Source organism: Streptomyces sp. NPDC056600 (assembly GCF_042792855.1).
Taxonomy (GTDB): Bacteria; Actinomycetota; Actinomycetes; order Streptomycetales; family Streptomycetaceae; genus Streptomyces.
Genome location: NZ_JBHTVQ010000023.1, coordinates 60,194 through 76,164 on the forward strand (window position 1 = coordinate 60,194; position 15,971 = coordinate 76,164).

Genomic DNA, 15,971 nt, shown 5'->3' on the forward strand with positions numbered 1-15,971 from the left:
CACCCCCGGGGCGCCGCCGGTGCGCGGTAAATAATCGTCGGCGGAACCGCGAACCGGGGTACGGTTCAAGGAGCCACCGATCCCGGACCGGCGGGTCATCCGGAAACACCATGTACGTAGGGACTCTGTCCTTCGACATCCTCCTCGGCGACATACGCTCGCTGAAGGAGAAGCGCTCCGTCGTCCGCCCCATCGTCGCCGACCTGCAACGCAAGTTCTCGGTCAGCGCCGCGGAGGTGGAGCACCTGGACCTCTACCGCAGGGCCGGCATCGGTCTTGCGGTGGTCTCCGGGGACGCGACGCACGTGGCCGACATACTGGACCGCTGCGAGCGCATGGTCGCCGGCCGTCCGGAGGTGGAGCTGCTGTCCGTCAGGCGGCGGTTCCACGGCGACGACGACGACTGATCCACACAGGCACGCTGTTGCACGCAACGCTGTAACACGAAGAGATACGGAACGGGAGACGGACCAGTGGCCGACAACGCGCGGGCGAAGAGGCTGGCGGACCTCATCCGAGAGGTGGTGGCCCAGAAGCTGCAGCGTGGGATCAAGGACCCGCGGCTCGGCTCGCACGTCACCATCACGGACACCCGGGTGACCGGGGACCTTCGGGAGGCGACCGTCTTCTACACGGTGTACGGCGACGACGAGGAGCGCAAGGCCGCCGCGGCCGGGCTGGAGAGCGCCAAGGGCATCCTGCGCTCCGAGGTCGGCCGTGCCGCCGGGGTGAAGTTCACCCCCACCCTCACCTTCGTCGCCGACGCCCTCCCGGACACCGCCCGGACCATCGAGGACCTCCTCGACAAGGCCCGGCAGTCCGACGCCAAGGTGCGCGAGGCGTCCGCGGGAGCCGGCTACGCCGGCGAGGCGGACCCGTACCGCAAGCCGGGCGAGGACGACGAGGCCGGGACGGACGACGCCGCCGAATGACGCAGCACACCCCCACGCCCGACGGCCTTGTCATCGTCGACAAGCCGTCGGGCTTCACCTCGCACGACGTGGTCGCCAAGATGCGCGGGATCGCCAGGACCCGCCGCGTGGGCCACGCCGGCACGCTCGACCCGATGGCGACCGGCGTGCTGGTCCTCGGCGTCGAGCGGGCCACCAAGCTTCTCGGGCACCTGGCCCTCACCGAGAAGGAGTACCTCGGCACCGTCCGGCTCGGCCAGACCACGGTCACCGACGACGCCGAGGGTGATATCACCGCGTCCGCCGACGCCTCCGGGGTGACCCGCGAGGCGATCGACAAGGGCGTCGCGGAGCTGACCGGCCGCATCATGCAGGTGCCGTCGAAGGTCAGCGCCATCAAGATCAACGGCGTGCGGTCCTACAAGCGTGCCCGCGAGGGCGAGGAGTTCGACATCCCGGCCCGCCCGGTGACGGTCTCGTCGTTCGTGGTCCACGACGTCCGCGAGGCGGTCGCCGAGGACGGCACCCCGGTGACCGACCTGGTCGTCTCCGTGGTCTGCTCCTCCGGCACCTACATCCGGGCGCTCGCCCGCGACCTCGGCGCGGGCCTGGGCGTCGGCGGTCACCTGACCGCGCTGCGGCGCACCCGGGTCGGTCCGTACAAGATCGACACGGCGCGCACGCTGGACCAGCTGCAGAAGGAGCTGGCCGTCATGCCGGTGGCCGAGGCCGCCACGGCCGCGTTCCCCCGCTGGGACGTCGACGCCCGGCGTGCCCGGCTGCTGCTGAACGGCGTACGGCTGGAGATGCCCGACGAGTACGCGGACGGCGGCCCGGTCGCGGTCTTCGGGCCCGAGGGCGTCCTGCTGGCCCTCGTCGAGCCGCTGAAGGGCAAGGCCAAGAGCCTGGCCGTCTTCGGCTGACCCTCCCCGGGCCCGGCTCTCCCCGGCCCTCCCCGGGCCCGGCTCTCCCCGGCCCGGCCCCGGCCCCGGCAGGGATCCGGGCCTTCGCGGACTACTTGGCGCCGGTCCACCCGTGGCGGAGTCCTCGCGTCCGGCTTGTCCGGGCCGGGGGCTCCGCCGGCTTTTCCGCCTGGGTTTCCGCCGGGTCTCCGGCCGGTGTGACCGCGCCGCGGTCCCGGTGTCCGCTCCCCTCGCGGGCCGCGTCGGCTCCCGCGCGGGCATCTCCAGGCAGGCTCTGCCCGGGCGACACCGCGCGAACGCACCTGGCGCGGTGTCGTGACGGTTTCACGCGGCGGCTCCATGCCGGCCACGCCCGGCGGGACCGTGGAGCGACGGCGGCACGGGGTCGCTGCGCCGCTCCACGGGTTTCCCCCCTCGGTTCCCCCGGGAGAACCTCTTTCCATCCCGTACGCCGTATTCACCCGTCCGGACGGGCGCTCGGAGTGAACGGAGGGAGTGGAAGGGGGCGCGTTTTCCCGCTCGCCCGCCCGCTGATCATGTCCGGCCTACCGTCGGAGCCGGAACGGCACGGCGGCGGGGAGGACGGGGCATGGCGGGAGCGCACGCGGGGACGGAGGACGTCCGGCGGCGAAGCGACGGCGGACACGCCGTACCCGAGGCCGCCCTGGTCACCCTGCGCGACCCGGCCGGACGCCCGCGCGGCACCGGCTTCGCCGCCGACCACCACGGCACCGTGGTCACCGCCCACGAGGTGGTGGAAGGCATGCCCCGTCTGCTCGTCGAGGCGGGCGGGCAGACCGTCGCCACCGTGGAGGGCGCTGTGATCCCGCTACCCGCCCTCGGCCTGGCGCTGGTGCGGGCGGAGGGGCTCGAGGCGGCCCCGCTGCCGATCTCCCCGCGCGCCGCCGCCGTAGGCCCCGGGGCCTACGTGCGGATCGTCGCCGCGGGTTTGCGCGAGGCCCGGGTGCTCGGCCTGACCCACGCCGTCCACCGCGGCCACCTCCTGCCCGACGTGCTGGAACTCGCGATCGGCACGGCCGGCCGCGAGGCGCTGCGGCCCGGCGGCGGGTCCGCCGGCGGGCCGGTGCTGGACACGGTCACCGGCGCGGTGCTCGGAGTCGTCGCCACCGGCCTGCGGTCCTGCCCGCCGGGCGGCGCCCAGGACGCCGTCGACGACCCGGATCTGCTCGGCGGCCACCGGGCGGCCGGGTACGCACTGCCGCTGAGACCCGCCGCGGGTCCGCTCGCCGACCTGCTCGCCCGCAACGCCGCCACCGTCCCCGCCCACGGCCCCGACCTCAACCTGGCCGCGCTCGTCGAGCTCACCGCCACCTCGGTCGCCTCCGACGGACCGGCCCGTGGACCCGTGGAGCCCGTGCCCAGACAGGCCCTGGAGCGCGAGTTCGCCGCCTTCGAGCGGGGCGCGGCGACCGTGCTCGGACTGGTCGGTCCGCCCGGCAGCGGCCGGACCACCGCCCTCGCCGAGATCGCCACCCGTCGGCACCGCGCCCCCGACACCGCCGTGCCCACCCTCTGGCTGCGTGGCGCGGACCTCCACGACGCCGACACCTCGGTGGCCGACGCCGCACGCCGCGCCCTCGAGCGGGCCGCCCGGATCGCCGCCGCCGCCCGTTTCCCGCCGCGCGCCGCCGGGGCGGGCGCGTCGGCTGAGGACCGTCCCGACACGTCCCGGCTCGGCGACCTCTCGCCCGAACGGGTGGCGCACATCGCCCGGGAGGCCGGGCGCCCGCTGCTGATCGTCCTGGACGGTCCCGAGGAGATGTCGCCGCTGCTCGCCCACCGCCTGCCCGCCTGGACCGAAGGCACCGCCGACTGGCTCCTGGCCGCCGGCGCCCGCATGGCCGTCGGCTGCCGCGCCGAGTACTGGGAGCGGGCCGGCGCCGAGTTCCCGCCCGAGCTGCTGCACACCCCCGCCGCCGACGCCCGGCGCACCGGCACGCTGCCGCCCTGTGTACGCCTGGGCGACCTGACCGCCGAGGAGGCCCGCCAGGCCCGGGAGCGGTTCCGCATCCCCGACGGCGTGCTCCGCGGATCCGACGCCCGCCACCCGCTCACCCTCCGGCTGCTCGCCGCCGTGCGCACCGCGCTGCCCGACGCGGAGGACAGCCCCCTCAGCCGGCACGAGGTGTTCTCCGCCCACCTCGACCTCACCTGCCTGCGCGTGGCGGTGCGCCTCGCGGCCGCCGGGGGGCAGCGAGGCGCCGCCATCCGCCGGCTGGCCGCCAAGGTCGCCGGACAGGTCCACGAGGCGGCCCGCCGCAGCCTCGGCCCCGGCCAGGGCGAGCTCGACCGGGCGTCCTTCGAGGCCGTCTTCCCCTGGCGTCCCGCCCCCGCCCGTCTCGGCGGCGGGACCGGCTGGGCCCGCGCCGTCCTCACCGAAGGCCTGCTGGTCCCCGCCGGCGCCGGCTACCGCTTCGCCGACGAGGAGTTCGCCGACTGGCTCCAGGGGCTCCACCTCGACATCGACGAGGCGCTGCGCGCCCTGGTCCTGCGCCGCCGCACCGGGGAGGAGGCCGGCCACCCGCTGCCGGTGCCGCGCCACCGCATCGGCCCCGTCGTGCAGGCACTCCTGCACCTGGGCCGTGACCGCGGCACCGCCGAGCTGGGCCGCCGCCTGACCGCGCTGGCCGCCGCGACGGAGACCTCGACCGATCCCTGGTGGGCCGCCCGGCTGCTGTCCGGCACCCTCCTCGGCCTCCCCGACGCCTCCCCGTACACCTCGCTGCTGCGCCTGGTCGCCGACCGGATCGCCGCCCGCCAGCGGGAGGGGCAGCCCGCCCCGGAGGAGTTCGGACCCGACTTCTGGGCCGCCGTGCCGCTGGACGCCGGGGAACGCTTCGGGCTGCTGCACCGCCTGGTGGTCACCGCCCCGGCGGGCACCGGCGCACGTTGGCTCGAGGCGGCCGCACGGCTGCTCGCCGAGGACACCGCCGCCGCCCAGCGGCAGCTCACCCACTGGTTCGACGACGACCGTCCGCTGCCCGCCGCCCCGCACGCCACGGTCGCCGTGGCCGCCCAGGCGTTGCTCTACGCGCACCGCCACCGCGGGCTCGACGACCTCGCCGAGGCGCTGGCCGACTGCGTCCACCCCAAGGCCGCCGAACTGCTCACGGTGCTCGCCGAGGAGGAGCCCTCCGCGCTCTGCGGCGCCGTCGACCGCTGGGCCCACGACCCGCGGACGGGCCGCCGGACCGCCGCCGTCACCTACGGCCGCCTCACCGCCCGGCACGTGCGTGCGGACGCCGACCGCGACCTGCTGCGCCGGGCGGCGCTGGCCCTGCTCGCCCGGCCCGAGGACGCCGCCCTGCACGGCGGGGCACTGGCGATGCTGGTCCGCGACCCGCGCACCCGGGCCCGTCATCTTCCGGACGCCCTGCGGCGTTTCGTCGCCGGGGATCCGCAGGTGCCCGCCGAGACGCTGGTGCCCGCACTGGTCACCCATCCGGAACCGGTTCTGGACGCCTTCCGGGACCGGCTGCGGCAACCGGGCGGCAGCGAGGCGCTGGACGCCCTCGCCGAGGTGACCGCGCCCGCCCTGGCGCGCAGGATCTCCGCCCTGATCCGCGAGGCGGTGGCGAGCTGCGGCCCGGCGCGCGGGGCGAGCGCCGTCGCCGCCGCGGTCGCCGGGTACGTGGACCGGCGGCTCGACCACGGACCGACCGTGCGGGCGGTGCTGCTGCCCCTGGTCACTGGGCTCATCGCGGACGGGCCGCCGCCGGTCCGCGCCGCGCTGGCCGCCGTCCTGGCCCGGCCGGGAACACCCGCGTCGCGGCCGTTGCGGCAGGAACTGCTGGCCCGGCTCCTCGCCGACGAGGAGGACCCGGTGCGGGGCGGGGCGGTCGCGCCGGTCACGGTGGCCCGACCGGACCGGGTGGAGGGCGCCGCGGCGGGGGTCCCCGCGGGCTGAGGCCTCGGGAGAGGGCGGGCTCGTGCGGGCGGGCTCGTGAGGCATCGCGAGGGCTTCCGCGAGTGGGCGGCGGGCATCCGCGACGAGAGACCGCCGAGCTGGGTGGCCGCCACGCCGCCACGCCGCCACGCCGCCATGCCGCGGTGGCCGGGGCGGGGGGCGCCGTACGGCGTCCACGGCGGCGGGCACGGCGGCGGCCGTGGAGGTGACCGCGCCGGTCGGCGGGGGCGGGCGCGGGGTGCGGTGCGGGGTGGGCGTGGGCGCCGGACGTCCGGCCCAAGATCACCGGACGGCGGCGATCACCCATGCCGATGCCGGTGCGCCGACCACGGCATGGCACTCTTGGAGCTGCATCACAGGCACACACGGACACGGGTTCGACGAGGAGCGGTCACAGTGCAGCGCTGGCGTGGCTTGGAGGACATCCCCCAGGACTGGGGGCGCAGCGTCGTCACCATCGGCTCCTACGACGGGGTGCACCGCGGACATCAGCTGATCATCCGGCACACCGTGGAGCGCGCGCGGGCCCTCGGCGTCCCCTCCGTGCTCGTCACCTTCGACCCGCACCCCAGCGAGGTGGTCCGCCCCGGCAGCCACCCTCCGCTGCTCGCCCCGCACGCGCGGCGCGCCGAGCTGGCGGCCGAGCTGGGCGTGGACGCGGTGCTCGTGCTGCCGTTCACCAAGGAGTTCTCCAAGCTCTCCCCCGCGGAGTTCGTGGTGAAGGTCCTGGTCGACAAGCTGCACGCGCGCGCCGTCGTCGAGGGCCCCAACTTCCGCTTCGGGCACCGGGCCGCGGGCGACGTGGCGTTCCTGGCCGACCAGGGGCGGACCTACGACTTCGAGGTCGACGTCATCGACCTGCAGGTCAGGGGCGAGGCGGGCGGCGGCGAGCCGTTCTCCTCCACCCTCACCCGCCGCCTGGTCGCCGCCGGTGACGTGGAGGGCGCCCGGGAGATCCTGGGCCGCCCGCACCGCGTCGAGGGCGTCGTGGTCCGCGGCGCGCAGCGCGGCCGCGAGATGGGCTTCCCCACGGCGAACGTCGACACCCTGCCGTTCAGCGCGATCCCGGCCGACGGGGTGTACGCCGGCTGGCTGCACGTGGCGGGGGAGTCCATGCCGGCCGCGATCTCCGTCGGCACCAACCCCCAGTTCGACGGCACCGAGCGCACCGTCGAGGCCTACGCGATCGACCGCGTGGGGCTCGATCTGTACGACCTCGACGCGTCCGTCGACTTCCTCGCCTTCGTCCGCGGCCAGGCCAAGTTCGCCACCCTGGACGACCTGCTGGACGCCATGGCCCGCGACGTCCAGCGCTGCCGCGACCTCATCGCCGAGGCCTGAGACCCGCGGGGAGCCCGCACCCGCACCCGCACGGCTGCGGGCGCGGGACCCCGCCGGAGTCTCACTGCGCGGGCGGCGGCCCCGGCGGCTGCTGCGGGTACCCGGGGTGACCCTGGGGCGGCTGCTGCTGAGGCGGCTGGGGCGGCGGGACCTGCCCGTACTGCCCCGGCTGCGGCTGCCCCGGCTGCTGAGGGGGAACCTGCCCGTACGGTCCCGGCTGCTGCGGCGGAACCTGGCCGTACCCCCCGGCCGGCGGTGCGGCCGGATACCCGTACTGCCCCGGCATCGGCGGCGCGGCCACCGGCGGCGGATTCCCGTCCGAGGTCCACAGCCCCTGCGCCTGCTGGTGCCGCACGAAGTCCTCGGCCACCAGCGCCGCCAGATTGAAGTACGCCTCCCGCACCTTCGGCCGCATCATGTCGAGGTCGACCTCCGCGCCGGCCGCCAGGTGCTCGTCGAACGGCACCACCACGACCGACCGGCAGCGGGTCTCGAAGTGGCTGACGATGTCCTCCACTTTGATCATCTTGCCGGTCTCCCGGACGCCCGAGATCACCGTCAGGGAACGCTGCACCAGCTCGGCGTAGCCGTGCGCGGAGAGCCAGTCCAACGTGGTGCTGGCACTGCTCGCACCATCCACCGACGGCGTGGAGATGATGATCAGCTGGTCGGCCAGGTCCAGCACGCCCCGCATGGCGCTGTACAGCAGCCCCGTGCCGGAGTCGGTGAGGATGATCGGGTACTGGCGGCCCAGGACGTCGATGGCCCGACGGTAGTCCTCGTCGTTGAAGGTGGTGGAGACCGCGGGGTCCACGTCGTTGGCGATGATCTCCAGCCCGGAGGGCGCCTGCGAGGTGAACCGGCGGATGTCCATGTACGAGTTGAGGTACGGGATCGCCTGCACGAGGTCGCGGATGGTCGCCCCGGTCTCCCGCCGGACCCGGCGCCCGAGCGTTCCGGCGTCCGGGTTGGCGTCGATCGCGAGGATCTTGTCCTGCCGCTCGGTGGCCAGCGTGGCGCCCAGCGCCGTGGTGGTGGTCGTCTTGCCGACGCCGCCCTTGAGGCTGATCACCGCGATCCGGTAGCAGGAGAGCACCGGTGTGCGGATCAGCTGAAGCTTGCGCTGCCGCTCGGCCTCCTCCTTCTTGCCGCCGATACGGAATCGCGAGGCCGCGGCCGCCGGGCGGGCGCTCTTGGCCCGCTGCCGCTTGTTGTTGAGCAGCCGGTCGGACGACAGCTCCACCGCGGCCTGGTAACCCAGCGGCGCGGCACCGGGGTTCACCGGCTGCCGCTGGTCGTGCTGCACCGGCTGCGGCCACGCGGCCCCGGGGGTGCGCGGGTCCACCGGCGGAGCGGGCGGCTGCGCCGGGCCCTCCTGGGGGAAGCCGTAACCGGACTGCCCGGCAACGGAGTTGGGGTCGGCCGGCTGCTGCGGGACGCCCGGCCGATGCGGCTGGGGCTGTGCCTGCGGCTGCTGCTGCGCGTGCGGCTGCTGCGCCGGGGGCTGGGGGAAGCCGTACCCCTGTGCCTGCGGCTGCGGCGGTTGCCCGGGCTGCGGCACCGGAGGCGCGGCGGGCACACCGTAGCCGTGCGGCTGCATCGGCTGCTGCGGCTGAACCGGCTGCTGGGCCGGGGGCTGCTGGACCGGAGGCTGCTGAGGGAAGCCGTACCCCTGCGGCGGCTGCTGCTGCCCGGCCTGCGGCTGGGGGAGCGGAAATCCGTACCCCTGCCCGGGCTGCTGCTCGGCGGGAGGCTGCGTCTGCGGAGGCACCCCGGGAACTCCGGGCACACCCGGAACACCCGGCCCCGGCTGCGACGGCACCTGCGGCTGCTGGGCCGCCTGCGGCGCCGGCGCGCCCTGCGGCTGCCCGCCCCAGGGCGCGGGCGTCTGCGGGGCCTGCGGCTGGAACGGGGCCTGCGGCGGCGCGGGCGGCTGGACCGGCGCCTGCGGCGGCTGCACGGGCCACTGCCCGGCGGCCTGCGGCGCGGCCGGCTGGTACTGCGGCGGCAACGGCGGGAGCGCGCCCGACTGCTGCTGAGGCTGCGCCGGCTGCGGCGGCTGCTGGAGCGGAACCTCCTGCGAAGGAACCTGCGGAGCCCACCCCTGGGGCGTGGCCGGCTGTCCGGGCGCCGCCGCGGCAAGGCCGCCCCCGACACCCTCCTCCGTCCGTGCGAACTCCGGCGCACCCTGCGGCTCGGCGGCGGCCGCCTCCGGCGCCGTCTCCCGCCCGGCCTCGGCATGCTCCGCCGCGGCGTCACCGGCCGGTTCCTCCGCCGTCCCGGCCTCGTCCTCCCGGACCCCACCGGACGGACCGGCGGACGCCTCCGCGCCCGCGCCCTGGTCCGCGCCCGCGCCCTGGTCCACGCTCCGGCCCTCGGCGTCCGGCGTCTCCACCGGGGCGCCGAAGTGGCCCGGTGCGGCCGTGGCCTGCGACGCGGCCGACGTCACGTCCGCGGCTCCGGCCGGGTGGCCCTCGGCTTCCGCGACCCGCGAAGTCTCCACCGTCCCCTGGCCGCCGCTCTCCCCGGGCCCGACGCCCACATCGGCGCCGATCGGGCCGCCCGCACCGGCGGCACCCCCGGTACCGGCCTCGACCGGGCCGCCCGTGACGAAGGCGCCGCCGTCGCCGGCAGCCGCATCGCCCTCCGACGTACCGTCGGAACCGGCCCCCGAACCCGCCCCCGAGTACTCGCCGCCGGAACCGGGACCGGACGAGACGGACTCGACCGCCGCGGCGGCCCGCTCCGCGATCTCCTGCCGCAGCGCCGACGCCGAGATCCGCATCGTCGCGCCGCTCTCCAGGCTGCCGCCGCCGAACGGCAGGCCGGCACCCTCGGACGCGTCCTCGTCCGGCGAACCACCGGCAGCGGGACCGGGGTCGGCCGCCTGGCCCGCGTTCTCCCGGTACCAGGCAGGGGTGTCGTAGTCGATGGTGAACTCGCCCGTCGTCTCGACGGCGGACTCCGCGTCGGACTGGTCATCGCCCGGTGTGGTCCAACCCCCGTGGATACCGTCCCGATCGCTGTTCACAATTCCTCCTGGTTGGTCGAACGCAGGATCCCACCCTAATCACGCCGGTCACCGAAGCGGCAGGGCCGTCGACCGGTGGAAAGCGGGGAGGGTCCGCGCAGACGCGGGACGCCGGCCCGGACCGCGTCAGTCCATGCGCCGGGGAGTACCCAGCAACCCGACCTCGGCGTCCGTGGGTTGGGTCATCACGTACTGGCGGTCCCGGTCCGCACACCACAGGGTGACACCGTCGGCCAGCGTCGGCAGCGAATCCACGTCACCGCGCGGCAGCGCCAACGCCCGCCCCGTCTCGGCCGCTTCGTCCGGCGAGAGCCGCTGCACGCCGACCAGGCGCGCCTGCCGCATCAGCCGCGGCGCCACGGGTGACAGGTACGGCAGCAGCGTGAGGACGGCCTGCCACGGGCCCGCCACCACGCGTCCGCGCGGCGGCCGCATGCCGCAGTCGCGCACCACCAGCACCGGGTTGCCGGCCGAGGCTCCCTGCGGGGGCACCCGGCCCACGTCGTAGACCGACAGGCCGTTCTGCCCGCCGCCCATGGCGTGCACCATCTGCATCCAGGCCTGCGGACGACCGGTCTCCACGGCCACCCGCGCACCCGTCGCGGCGGCCCGCAGCGCCAGCACCTGGGCCGTCCACAGGCTGCCGATCAGCACGATGTCGTACGGCGTGGGCCGGTTGAGGCCGAGCACCGCCGGCTGGCCCTCGGCGTCCACGCCGATCACCACGCCGTCGTCGCCGATCGGCAGGGTCAGCGACTCCAGCTGCTCCAGGGGAACGCTGTGCCGCCCGTGCCGGGGCCCCAGCAGGCCCGAACCGCGCGTGATCATCGGGCGCCTCCCAGGGGCAGAGTGGCGAGCACGCCGGGCAGCTGCTCCCGGTCGAGCCGGGCCAGCGCCACGCCGTTGCGCCGCGCGGAGTCCTGCAACGCCCGCCTGGCGGCCGTGAGTTCGTCGGCGCTGCGCCCGGTCACCCGCAGGTGGCCGGTCAGCGCCACCGCCTGCCCGTGACCGTCGGGACGGGCCAGGGTCAGGCTGAACGTGGTGGCCAGCGCCGGGACGGCGGTGAGCTGGGCCAGCAGCTGCGGCAGGGTGGTGCCGCGGCCGCCCAGCGAGGGCCAGCGGCGCACCCAGTACGCGGTGTGACGGCGGTTGTCGCAGCGCCAGTTGCGCGTCGACTCCTCGGTGCGGCGCTCCCGCGCCTCCGTACGGCCCGCCTCCGCCGTGACCAGCGGATTGGCGCACGCCGAGGTCGCTATCGCCGCGACCAGCTCCTCCTCGTCCAGGATGTTCACCCGGAAACCCGCGCCGGTCAGCCGACTGGCCAGATGGTCGGCGGCCCGCACCACGCACTTCTGCGCCCCGGTGGCGCCGCCGCCGCGCGCGGCCACCGCCTCCGGACACAGCTCCGGGTCCAGCTTCAGGGCGATCCAGGTGATCCGGACCGCGGGAGCGCCCGTACTCGCCTGCAGCGGCGCGTAGTTGGTCACCGCCACGGACTGCTGCGGCAGATGCAGCGCGGGAGCGGGCTGGGTGTGCAGCACGATCTGCGCGGACTCCAGCCGGATGTCGTCGACCTCCAGCGCGTCCCCGACCAGCGCCAGCGGCAGGGGCCGCCGGCTGCGCTCGGCGCGCAGGGCGGTGGCGTCAGCCTCCACCTGGAGCACCGCGGTCAGGAAGGTGCCGTCGCCGACCAGACCCACCGGACGGCGGTCCCGTCCGCCGTGGGCGTAGGTGCGCAGCGCCGGCTCGCACTCCACCGCCGGGGCCAGGCCCGGCTCGGTGCCCGGCGGCACCTCCATGGCCGCCGCCCGCTTCTGCCGGGTACGCAACGCCCGTGCCGTGGCGAACCATTCGGGCAGCGAGCGGCCACGCCGTCGGACCACCGCGAGCACCAGCAGCAGGGCCGCGACCACCCCGGCGGCCACCAGGGCCACCATGCCGATCAGCCAGCCGACCACCAGCACGGCAGCGGCCAGCTCGACCAGCACCGCCCGGCGCAGACCCTGTGAACTGCCGCGCCCCGCACGTGACCTGAGCTGCACGGCACCCGACGCGGCCGCCGGACGGGCCGCAGCCGCCGGGGCTCCCGCCGCCGGGGGAGGCGTCGCCGAGGAACCCCGCGCCGTCCGTGACCGGTCACGGGACCGCGTTCGCGTCCCGGAAGCCATCACCCACACCCCCGCAGTGCTCGCCGTCGTCCGCCCGGCCGAACCGATTCGACCGGCCGGTTCCGCAAATCCGTTGCCGCATAGGTATCTTGAAGGCTTCGGTACCCTACCCGCTCCACCAGGCCCCTCGGGTACCAGGCCTCTCGCGTACCAGGCATAGTAGGGGGCCGTCCGACAACGCGGCGGAACACGGGGAGAAGCAGGGCACCGATGGCATCCCGGAGAGACCAGCTCAACGCCTACACGTTCGCGAAGCGCCGCATGCTCGCGTCCTTCACCCACTCCGCCGGCGGCGGCTCGGAGGAGAGCGCCCCGCGACCGCTGCGCGGCATCCTGCCGGGAATCATCACCGGCGTCGTCGTGATGGCCGTGTTCGGCGCCTGGGGCATGTTCAAGCCCACCGCGCCGAAGGGGTGGGACACGGCCTACGAGAAGGTGATCGTCGCCGACAAGTCGACCACCCGCTACGTCGTCCTCGAGACGGACGGCAAGAAGCACCTGCACCCCGTGCTCAACATGGCCTCCGCCAAGCTGCTGCTCAAGGACGGCAAGGGCGCGGTGATCACGGTCGACGAGAAGATCCTCGACACCAAGATCCAGCACGGCGTCACCGTCGGCATCCCCTACGCCCCCGACCGGCTTCCCGACGCCACCGAGGCCGCGGCCGAGAAACGCTGGGCGGTCTGCGAACGCGCGGGACAGGGCGACGCGGTCCAGAAGGCCGCGTTCGTCCTCGCCCAGCGCGACTGGGGAAAGATCGAGGGCCCGCAGGAGCTCGGCGGCGGCCAGCTCCTCTACGTGCAGGAGCAGGGGCCGGACAAGGCCCGCTACGTCGTCGACGCCACCGGCACCGCGTACCGGATCGACGAACTGGAGAAGGAGGAGACCGAGCTCTCCCACCTGCTCCGCGCCGTGGTCGGATCGGACCGCCGCCCGCAGAGCGTCACCCGCGGCTGGCTGGACACGCTGCACCACGGCGACCCGCTCGCCTTCCCCAAGATCGAGGGAACGCCCGGAGAGCCCGCGAACGCGCCCGGTCAGCTGAACCAGAAGGCCGACCGGGTCGGCATGGTCCTCAAGGCGCGCGACGGCGACCGGGACCAGCACTACGTCGTCCTGCCGGGACGCGTCTCGCCCGTCTCCGACTTCGTCGCGACCCTGCTGCTCGCCAGCAGCCAGCTGGTACCGGTCGGCCAGGACGGCAACGCGCTCGAGGTCAGCCCCGGCGCGCTGCAGCCCAGCGGCACGTTCGGCGACGACCGGAACTGGCCCGACGCCACGCCCTCGGCGGTCAACGACCCCTCGGGCGTCGGCAAGGCCCGCGACACCGTCTGCAACGTGCTGACCGGAGTCGACCGCGCGTCCGGCCGGACCAAGCTGCGGACCTGGGCCGGGGCCGCCTTCCCCGCCCCGCTCGCCACCGGCTCCACCAGTGCCTACGTGACCCCCGGTTCGGGCCAGGTGTACCAGCAGTACAAGGGCAGCGCCACGGACGTCGGCCCGGTCTTCCTGGTCACCGACACCGGCCTGCGGTACGTCCTGCAGTCCAACGGGGACAGCACCGGCGAGGACGCCGAGATCGGCCGCTCCGACCAGGACCGCGAGGCGCAGCAGCAGACCGAACTGCAGGCGCAGAAGCTCCTCGGCTACGCCGACGTGAAGCCGGCGGCGGTGCCGGCGCCGTGGTCCGCGTACCTGCCCACCGGGCCCCGCCTGTCCACCGCCGACGCCCGGCAGCCGCAGGGCTCGTGACGGACGGACGCGAGGGCCCGGCGCGAGACGCGGACGTGAGGTGCGCGGACGTGAGGTGCGCGGATGTGAGGTCGCGGACGTGAGGGACGAACGTGAGGGAGGCAATGCAGTGACCCCCAGGCGCAGGCCGGCCACGGTGCGCGCGTCGGCCAGGGTGCACGCGTCGGCCACCGTGCGCAGGTCGGCCACCGTGCGCAGGTCGGCCGCCGTGCTGGTCGCGGCGGCGATCACGCTCCCGGTCTGCCTGACCGGTGCGGCCCCGGCCGCCGCGGAGGAGGGCGGCCAGTGCACGATCCCGGCCGAGAACTACCCGGGCCGCCCCTGGGCGTTGCAGCGGGTGCTGCTGAACGAGCTGTGGGAGCAGTCCACCGGCAAGGGCGTCCGGGTCGCGGTCATCGACACCGGGGTCGACATCAAGCACCCCCAGCTGCGCGACGCGGTCGACGCGAGCCGGGGCGCGAACTTCCTGCCCAAGGAGGCCGACGGCGAGCCCCTCGAGCGGGGCAGCCTCAAGGGCACCGACGACCAGGTCGGCCACGGCACCAAGGTGGCCGGGATCATCGCCGCCCGTCCCTCGGACAAGACCGGCTTCGTCGGCCTCGCCCCCGGGGCGACGATCATCCCGATCAAGCACAACGACGCCGAGGGCCACGGCAAGGTCGACGAGATGGTGAAGGCCATCGACCACGCCCGCCAGGCCGGCGCCAAGGTCATCAACATCTCCCAGGACACCGGCTCGCCCGTCGACTCCACCCCGCAGCTCAAGCAGGCCGTCGACCGCGCGCTGGCCGCGGACGTCGTCGTCGTCGCCTCGGCCGGCAACGAGGGCCTGGGCGGCGGGAGCAAGAACTCCTACCCCGCCGCGTACGAGGGCGTGCTGGCGGTGGCCGCCTCCGACCGCAACGGCGAACGCGCGCCCTTCTCCCAGTCCGGCGACTTCGTGGACGTGGCCGCACCGGGCGTGGACATGGTCTCCACCATGCCCGGCGGGGGCCACTGCGCCGACAACGGCACCAGCTTCTCCGCCCCGTACGTGGCCGGCGTCGCGGCCCTGCTGCGCGCCAAGCACCCGGAGTGGAAGCAGGACGAGATCGTCGCGCAGATCGAGACGACCGCGGAGCGGACCGTCGCGGGACGCGACCGCCGGGTCGGCTGGGGCGTGGTGGACCCGGTGCGGGCCCTCACGGACGACGAGAAGCGGCCCAGCGGCACCCCGGTCGCCGACGAGGGCATGGCGGGCGCCGAGCCCCCGCGGCCCGCGCCCGTCACCCTCGGCGAAGCCCCCGAGGACCGCGACGCCCGCCTCGGCTCGTACGTCGCCCTCGCCGCCGCCGCCACGGTCGCCGCCCTCACCGGCACCGCCGTGGCCCTCCGTGACGCCCGCCGCCGACGTGGAGGAGTCACTCCTCCAGGCAGTGCAGCGACTTGACGGTGGCCGGCATGTACGCCCGCATGAACCGCTCGACGTGACGTTCACGGCGAGGGGTGACGGGGCTGTCGGTCATCTTGAGGGCCAGCAGGAAACTGTCGGCGCCCCCGGAGTCGCGGCAGGACGTGACGGCGATGGCGCCGTCGTTGGCGAGCACGGCGCGTTCGCCGATGCCGTGGACGGGACGGGGGTCGAAGAGGCCGAAGGTCGGGCCGCTCCGGGCCAGGGCCATGAGGTCGGGCTTTCCCCCACCTGAGGAGAAGTAGAGCTGCAGGACCTCCTTCCTGCCGACGTACACCACGCACCAGGCGGTTGAGGAGGGCTCCCGGAAGCCACCGCTGGTCCACTCGCGCACCGTGTCACCCCCTCCGAGCAGGGGAGTCAGCCGATCCGCGCCGATCGGTGTGCCGCAGAGCTTCCTTGGCACCGCTGTGTCCTTCGCCGTGCCGCAGCCACCGAGGGCCGCCAGGACTGCGAGGCCGCAAGCG

General features: G+C 75.3%; 11 protein-coding genes. 7 read left to right on the forward strand and 4 right to left on the reverse strand.

Features of this window, described 5'->3' with window-relative positions; translation table 11 throughout:
• Positions 1-110 precede the first annotated feature (110 nt).
• From ACFRAV_RS14430 to ACFRAV_RS14450, 5 genes are all read left to right on the forward strand, one after another.
• A complete protein-coding gene (locus ACFRAV_RS14430; protein ID WP_351117243.1) occupies positions 111-407 on the forward strand; it encodes a DUF503 domain-containing protein in 297 nt (98 codons plus the stop codon).
• A gap of 66 nt (positions 408-473) precedes the next feature.
• Positions 474-932 carry a 30S ribosome-binding factor RbfA gene (gene rbfA / locus ACFRAV_RS14435; protein ID WP_382555079.1) on the forward strand — a complete coding sequence of 153 codons (459 nt, stop codon included), beginning with the start codon at positions 474-476 and terminating at the stop codon, positions 930-932.
• Positions 929-1,834, forward strand: a complete 906-nt coding sequence (truB, locus tag ACFRAV_RS14440; protein ID WP_382555081.1) for a tRNA pseudouridine(55) synthase TruB — start codon at positions 929-931, stop codon at positions 1,832-1,834. Before rbfA ends, truB begins: the two co-directional genes overlap by 4 nt.
• Before the next feature lie 589 nt (positions 1,835-2,423).
• Positions 2,424-5,762, forward strand: coding sequence for a trypsin-like peptidase domain-containing protein (locus tag ACFRAV_RS14445; RefSeq protein WP_382555083.1), 3,339 nt, complete (start codon positions 2,424-2,426; stop codon positions 5,760-5,762).
• A gap of 396 nt (positions 5,763-6,158) precedes the next feature.
• On the forward strand, positions 6,159-7,103 hold the full coding sequence (locus ACFRAV_RS14450) for a bifunctional riboflavin kinase/FAD synthetase (protein WP_382555085.1): 945 nt from the start codon (positions 6,159-6,161) through the stop codon (positions 7,101-7,103).
• Positions 7,104-7,164: 61 nt separating this feature from the next.
• Here the strand turns inward: ACFRAV_RS14450 and ACFRAV_RS14455 are convergent, their stop codons facing one another.
• From ACFRAV_RS14455 to eccE, 3 genes are all read right to left on the reverse strand, one after another.
• Positions 7,165-10,134 (reverse strand): SCO5717 family growth-regulating ATPase, encoded by a 2,970-nt coding sequence (locus ACFRAV_RS14455; protein ID WP_382555086.1) that lies wholly within the window; start codon positions 10,132-10,134, stop codon positions 7,165-7,167.
• Between the two features lie 126 nt (positions 10,135-10,260).
• Positions 10,261-10,962 (reverse strand): hypothetical protein, encoded by a 702-nt coding sequence (locus ACFRAV_RS14460; protein WP_351117249.1) that lies wholly within the window; start codon positions 10,960-10,962, stop codon positions 10,261-10,263.
• Positions 10,959-12,302, reverse strand: a complete 1,344-nt coding sequence (eccE, locus tag ACFRAV_RS14465) for a type VII secretion protein EccE (protein WP_382555088.1) — start codon at positions 12,300-12,302, stop codon at positions 10,959-10,961. The genes ACFRAV_RS14460 and eccE overlap by 4 nt, the downstream gene beginning before the upstream one ends.
• Before the next feature lie 210 nt (positions 12,303-12,512).
• Here eccE and eccB point away from each other — a divergent pair, with 210 nt between their 5' ends.
• Together eccB and mycP are read left to right on the forward strand one after the other, a co-directional pair.
• Complete coding sequence (gene eccB, locus ACFRAV_RS14470) at positions 12,513-14,054, forward strand: type VII secretion protein EccB (protein ID WP_382555090.1); 1,542 nt, start codon at positions 12,513-12,515, stop codon at positions 14,052-14,054.
• A 154-nt stretch (positions 14,055-14,208) separates the two neighbouring features.
• A complete protein-coding gene (mycP, locus tag ACFRAV_RS14475) occupies positions 14,209-15,483 on the forward strand; it encodes a type VII secretion-associated serine protease mycosin (protein ID WP_382555138.1) in 1,275 nt (424 codons plus the stop codon).
• Here mycP and ACFRAV_RS14480 read toward each other — a convergent pair.
• On the reverse strand, positions 15,455-15,910 hold the full coding sequence (locus ACFRAV_RS14480; protein ID WP_382555091.1) for a hypothetical protein: 456 nt from the start codon (positions 15,908-15,910) through the stop codon (positions 15,455-15,457). The genes mycP and ACFRAV_RS14480 overlap by 29 nt on opposite strands.
• Positions 15,911-15,971 lie beyond the last annotated feature (61 nt).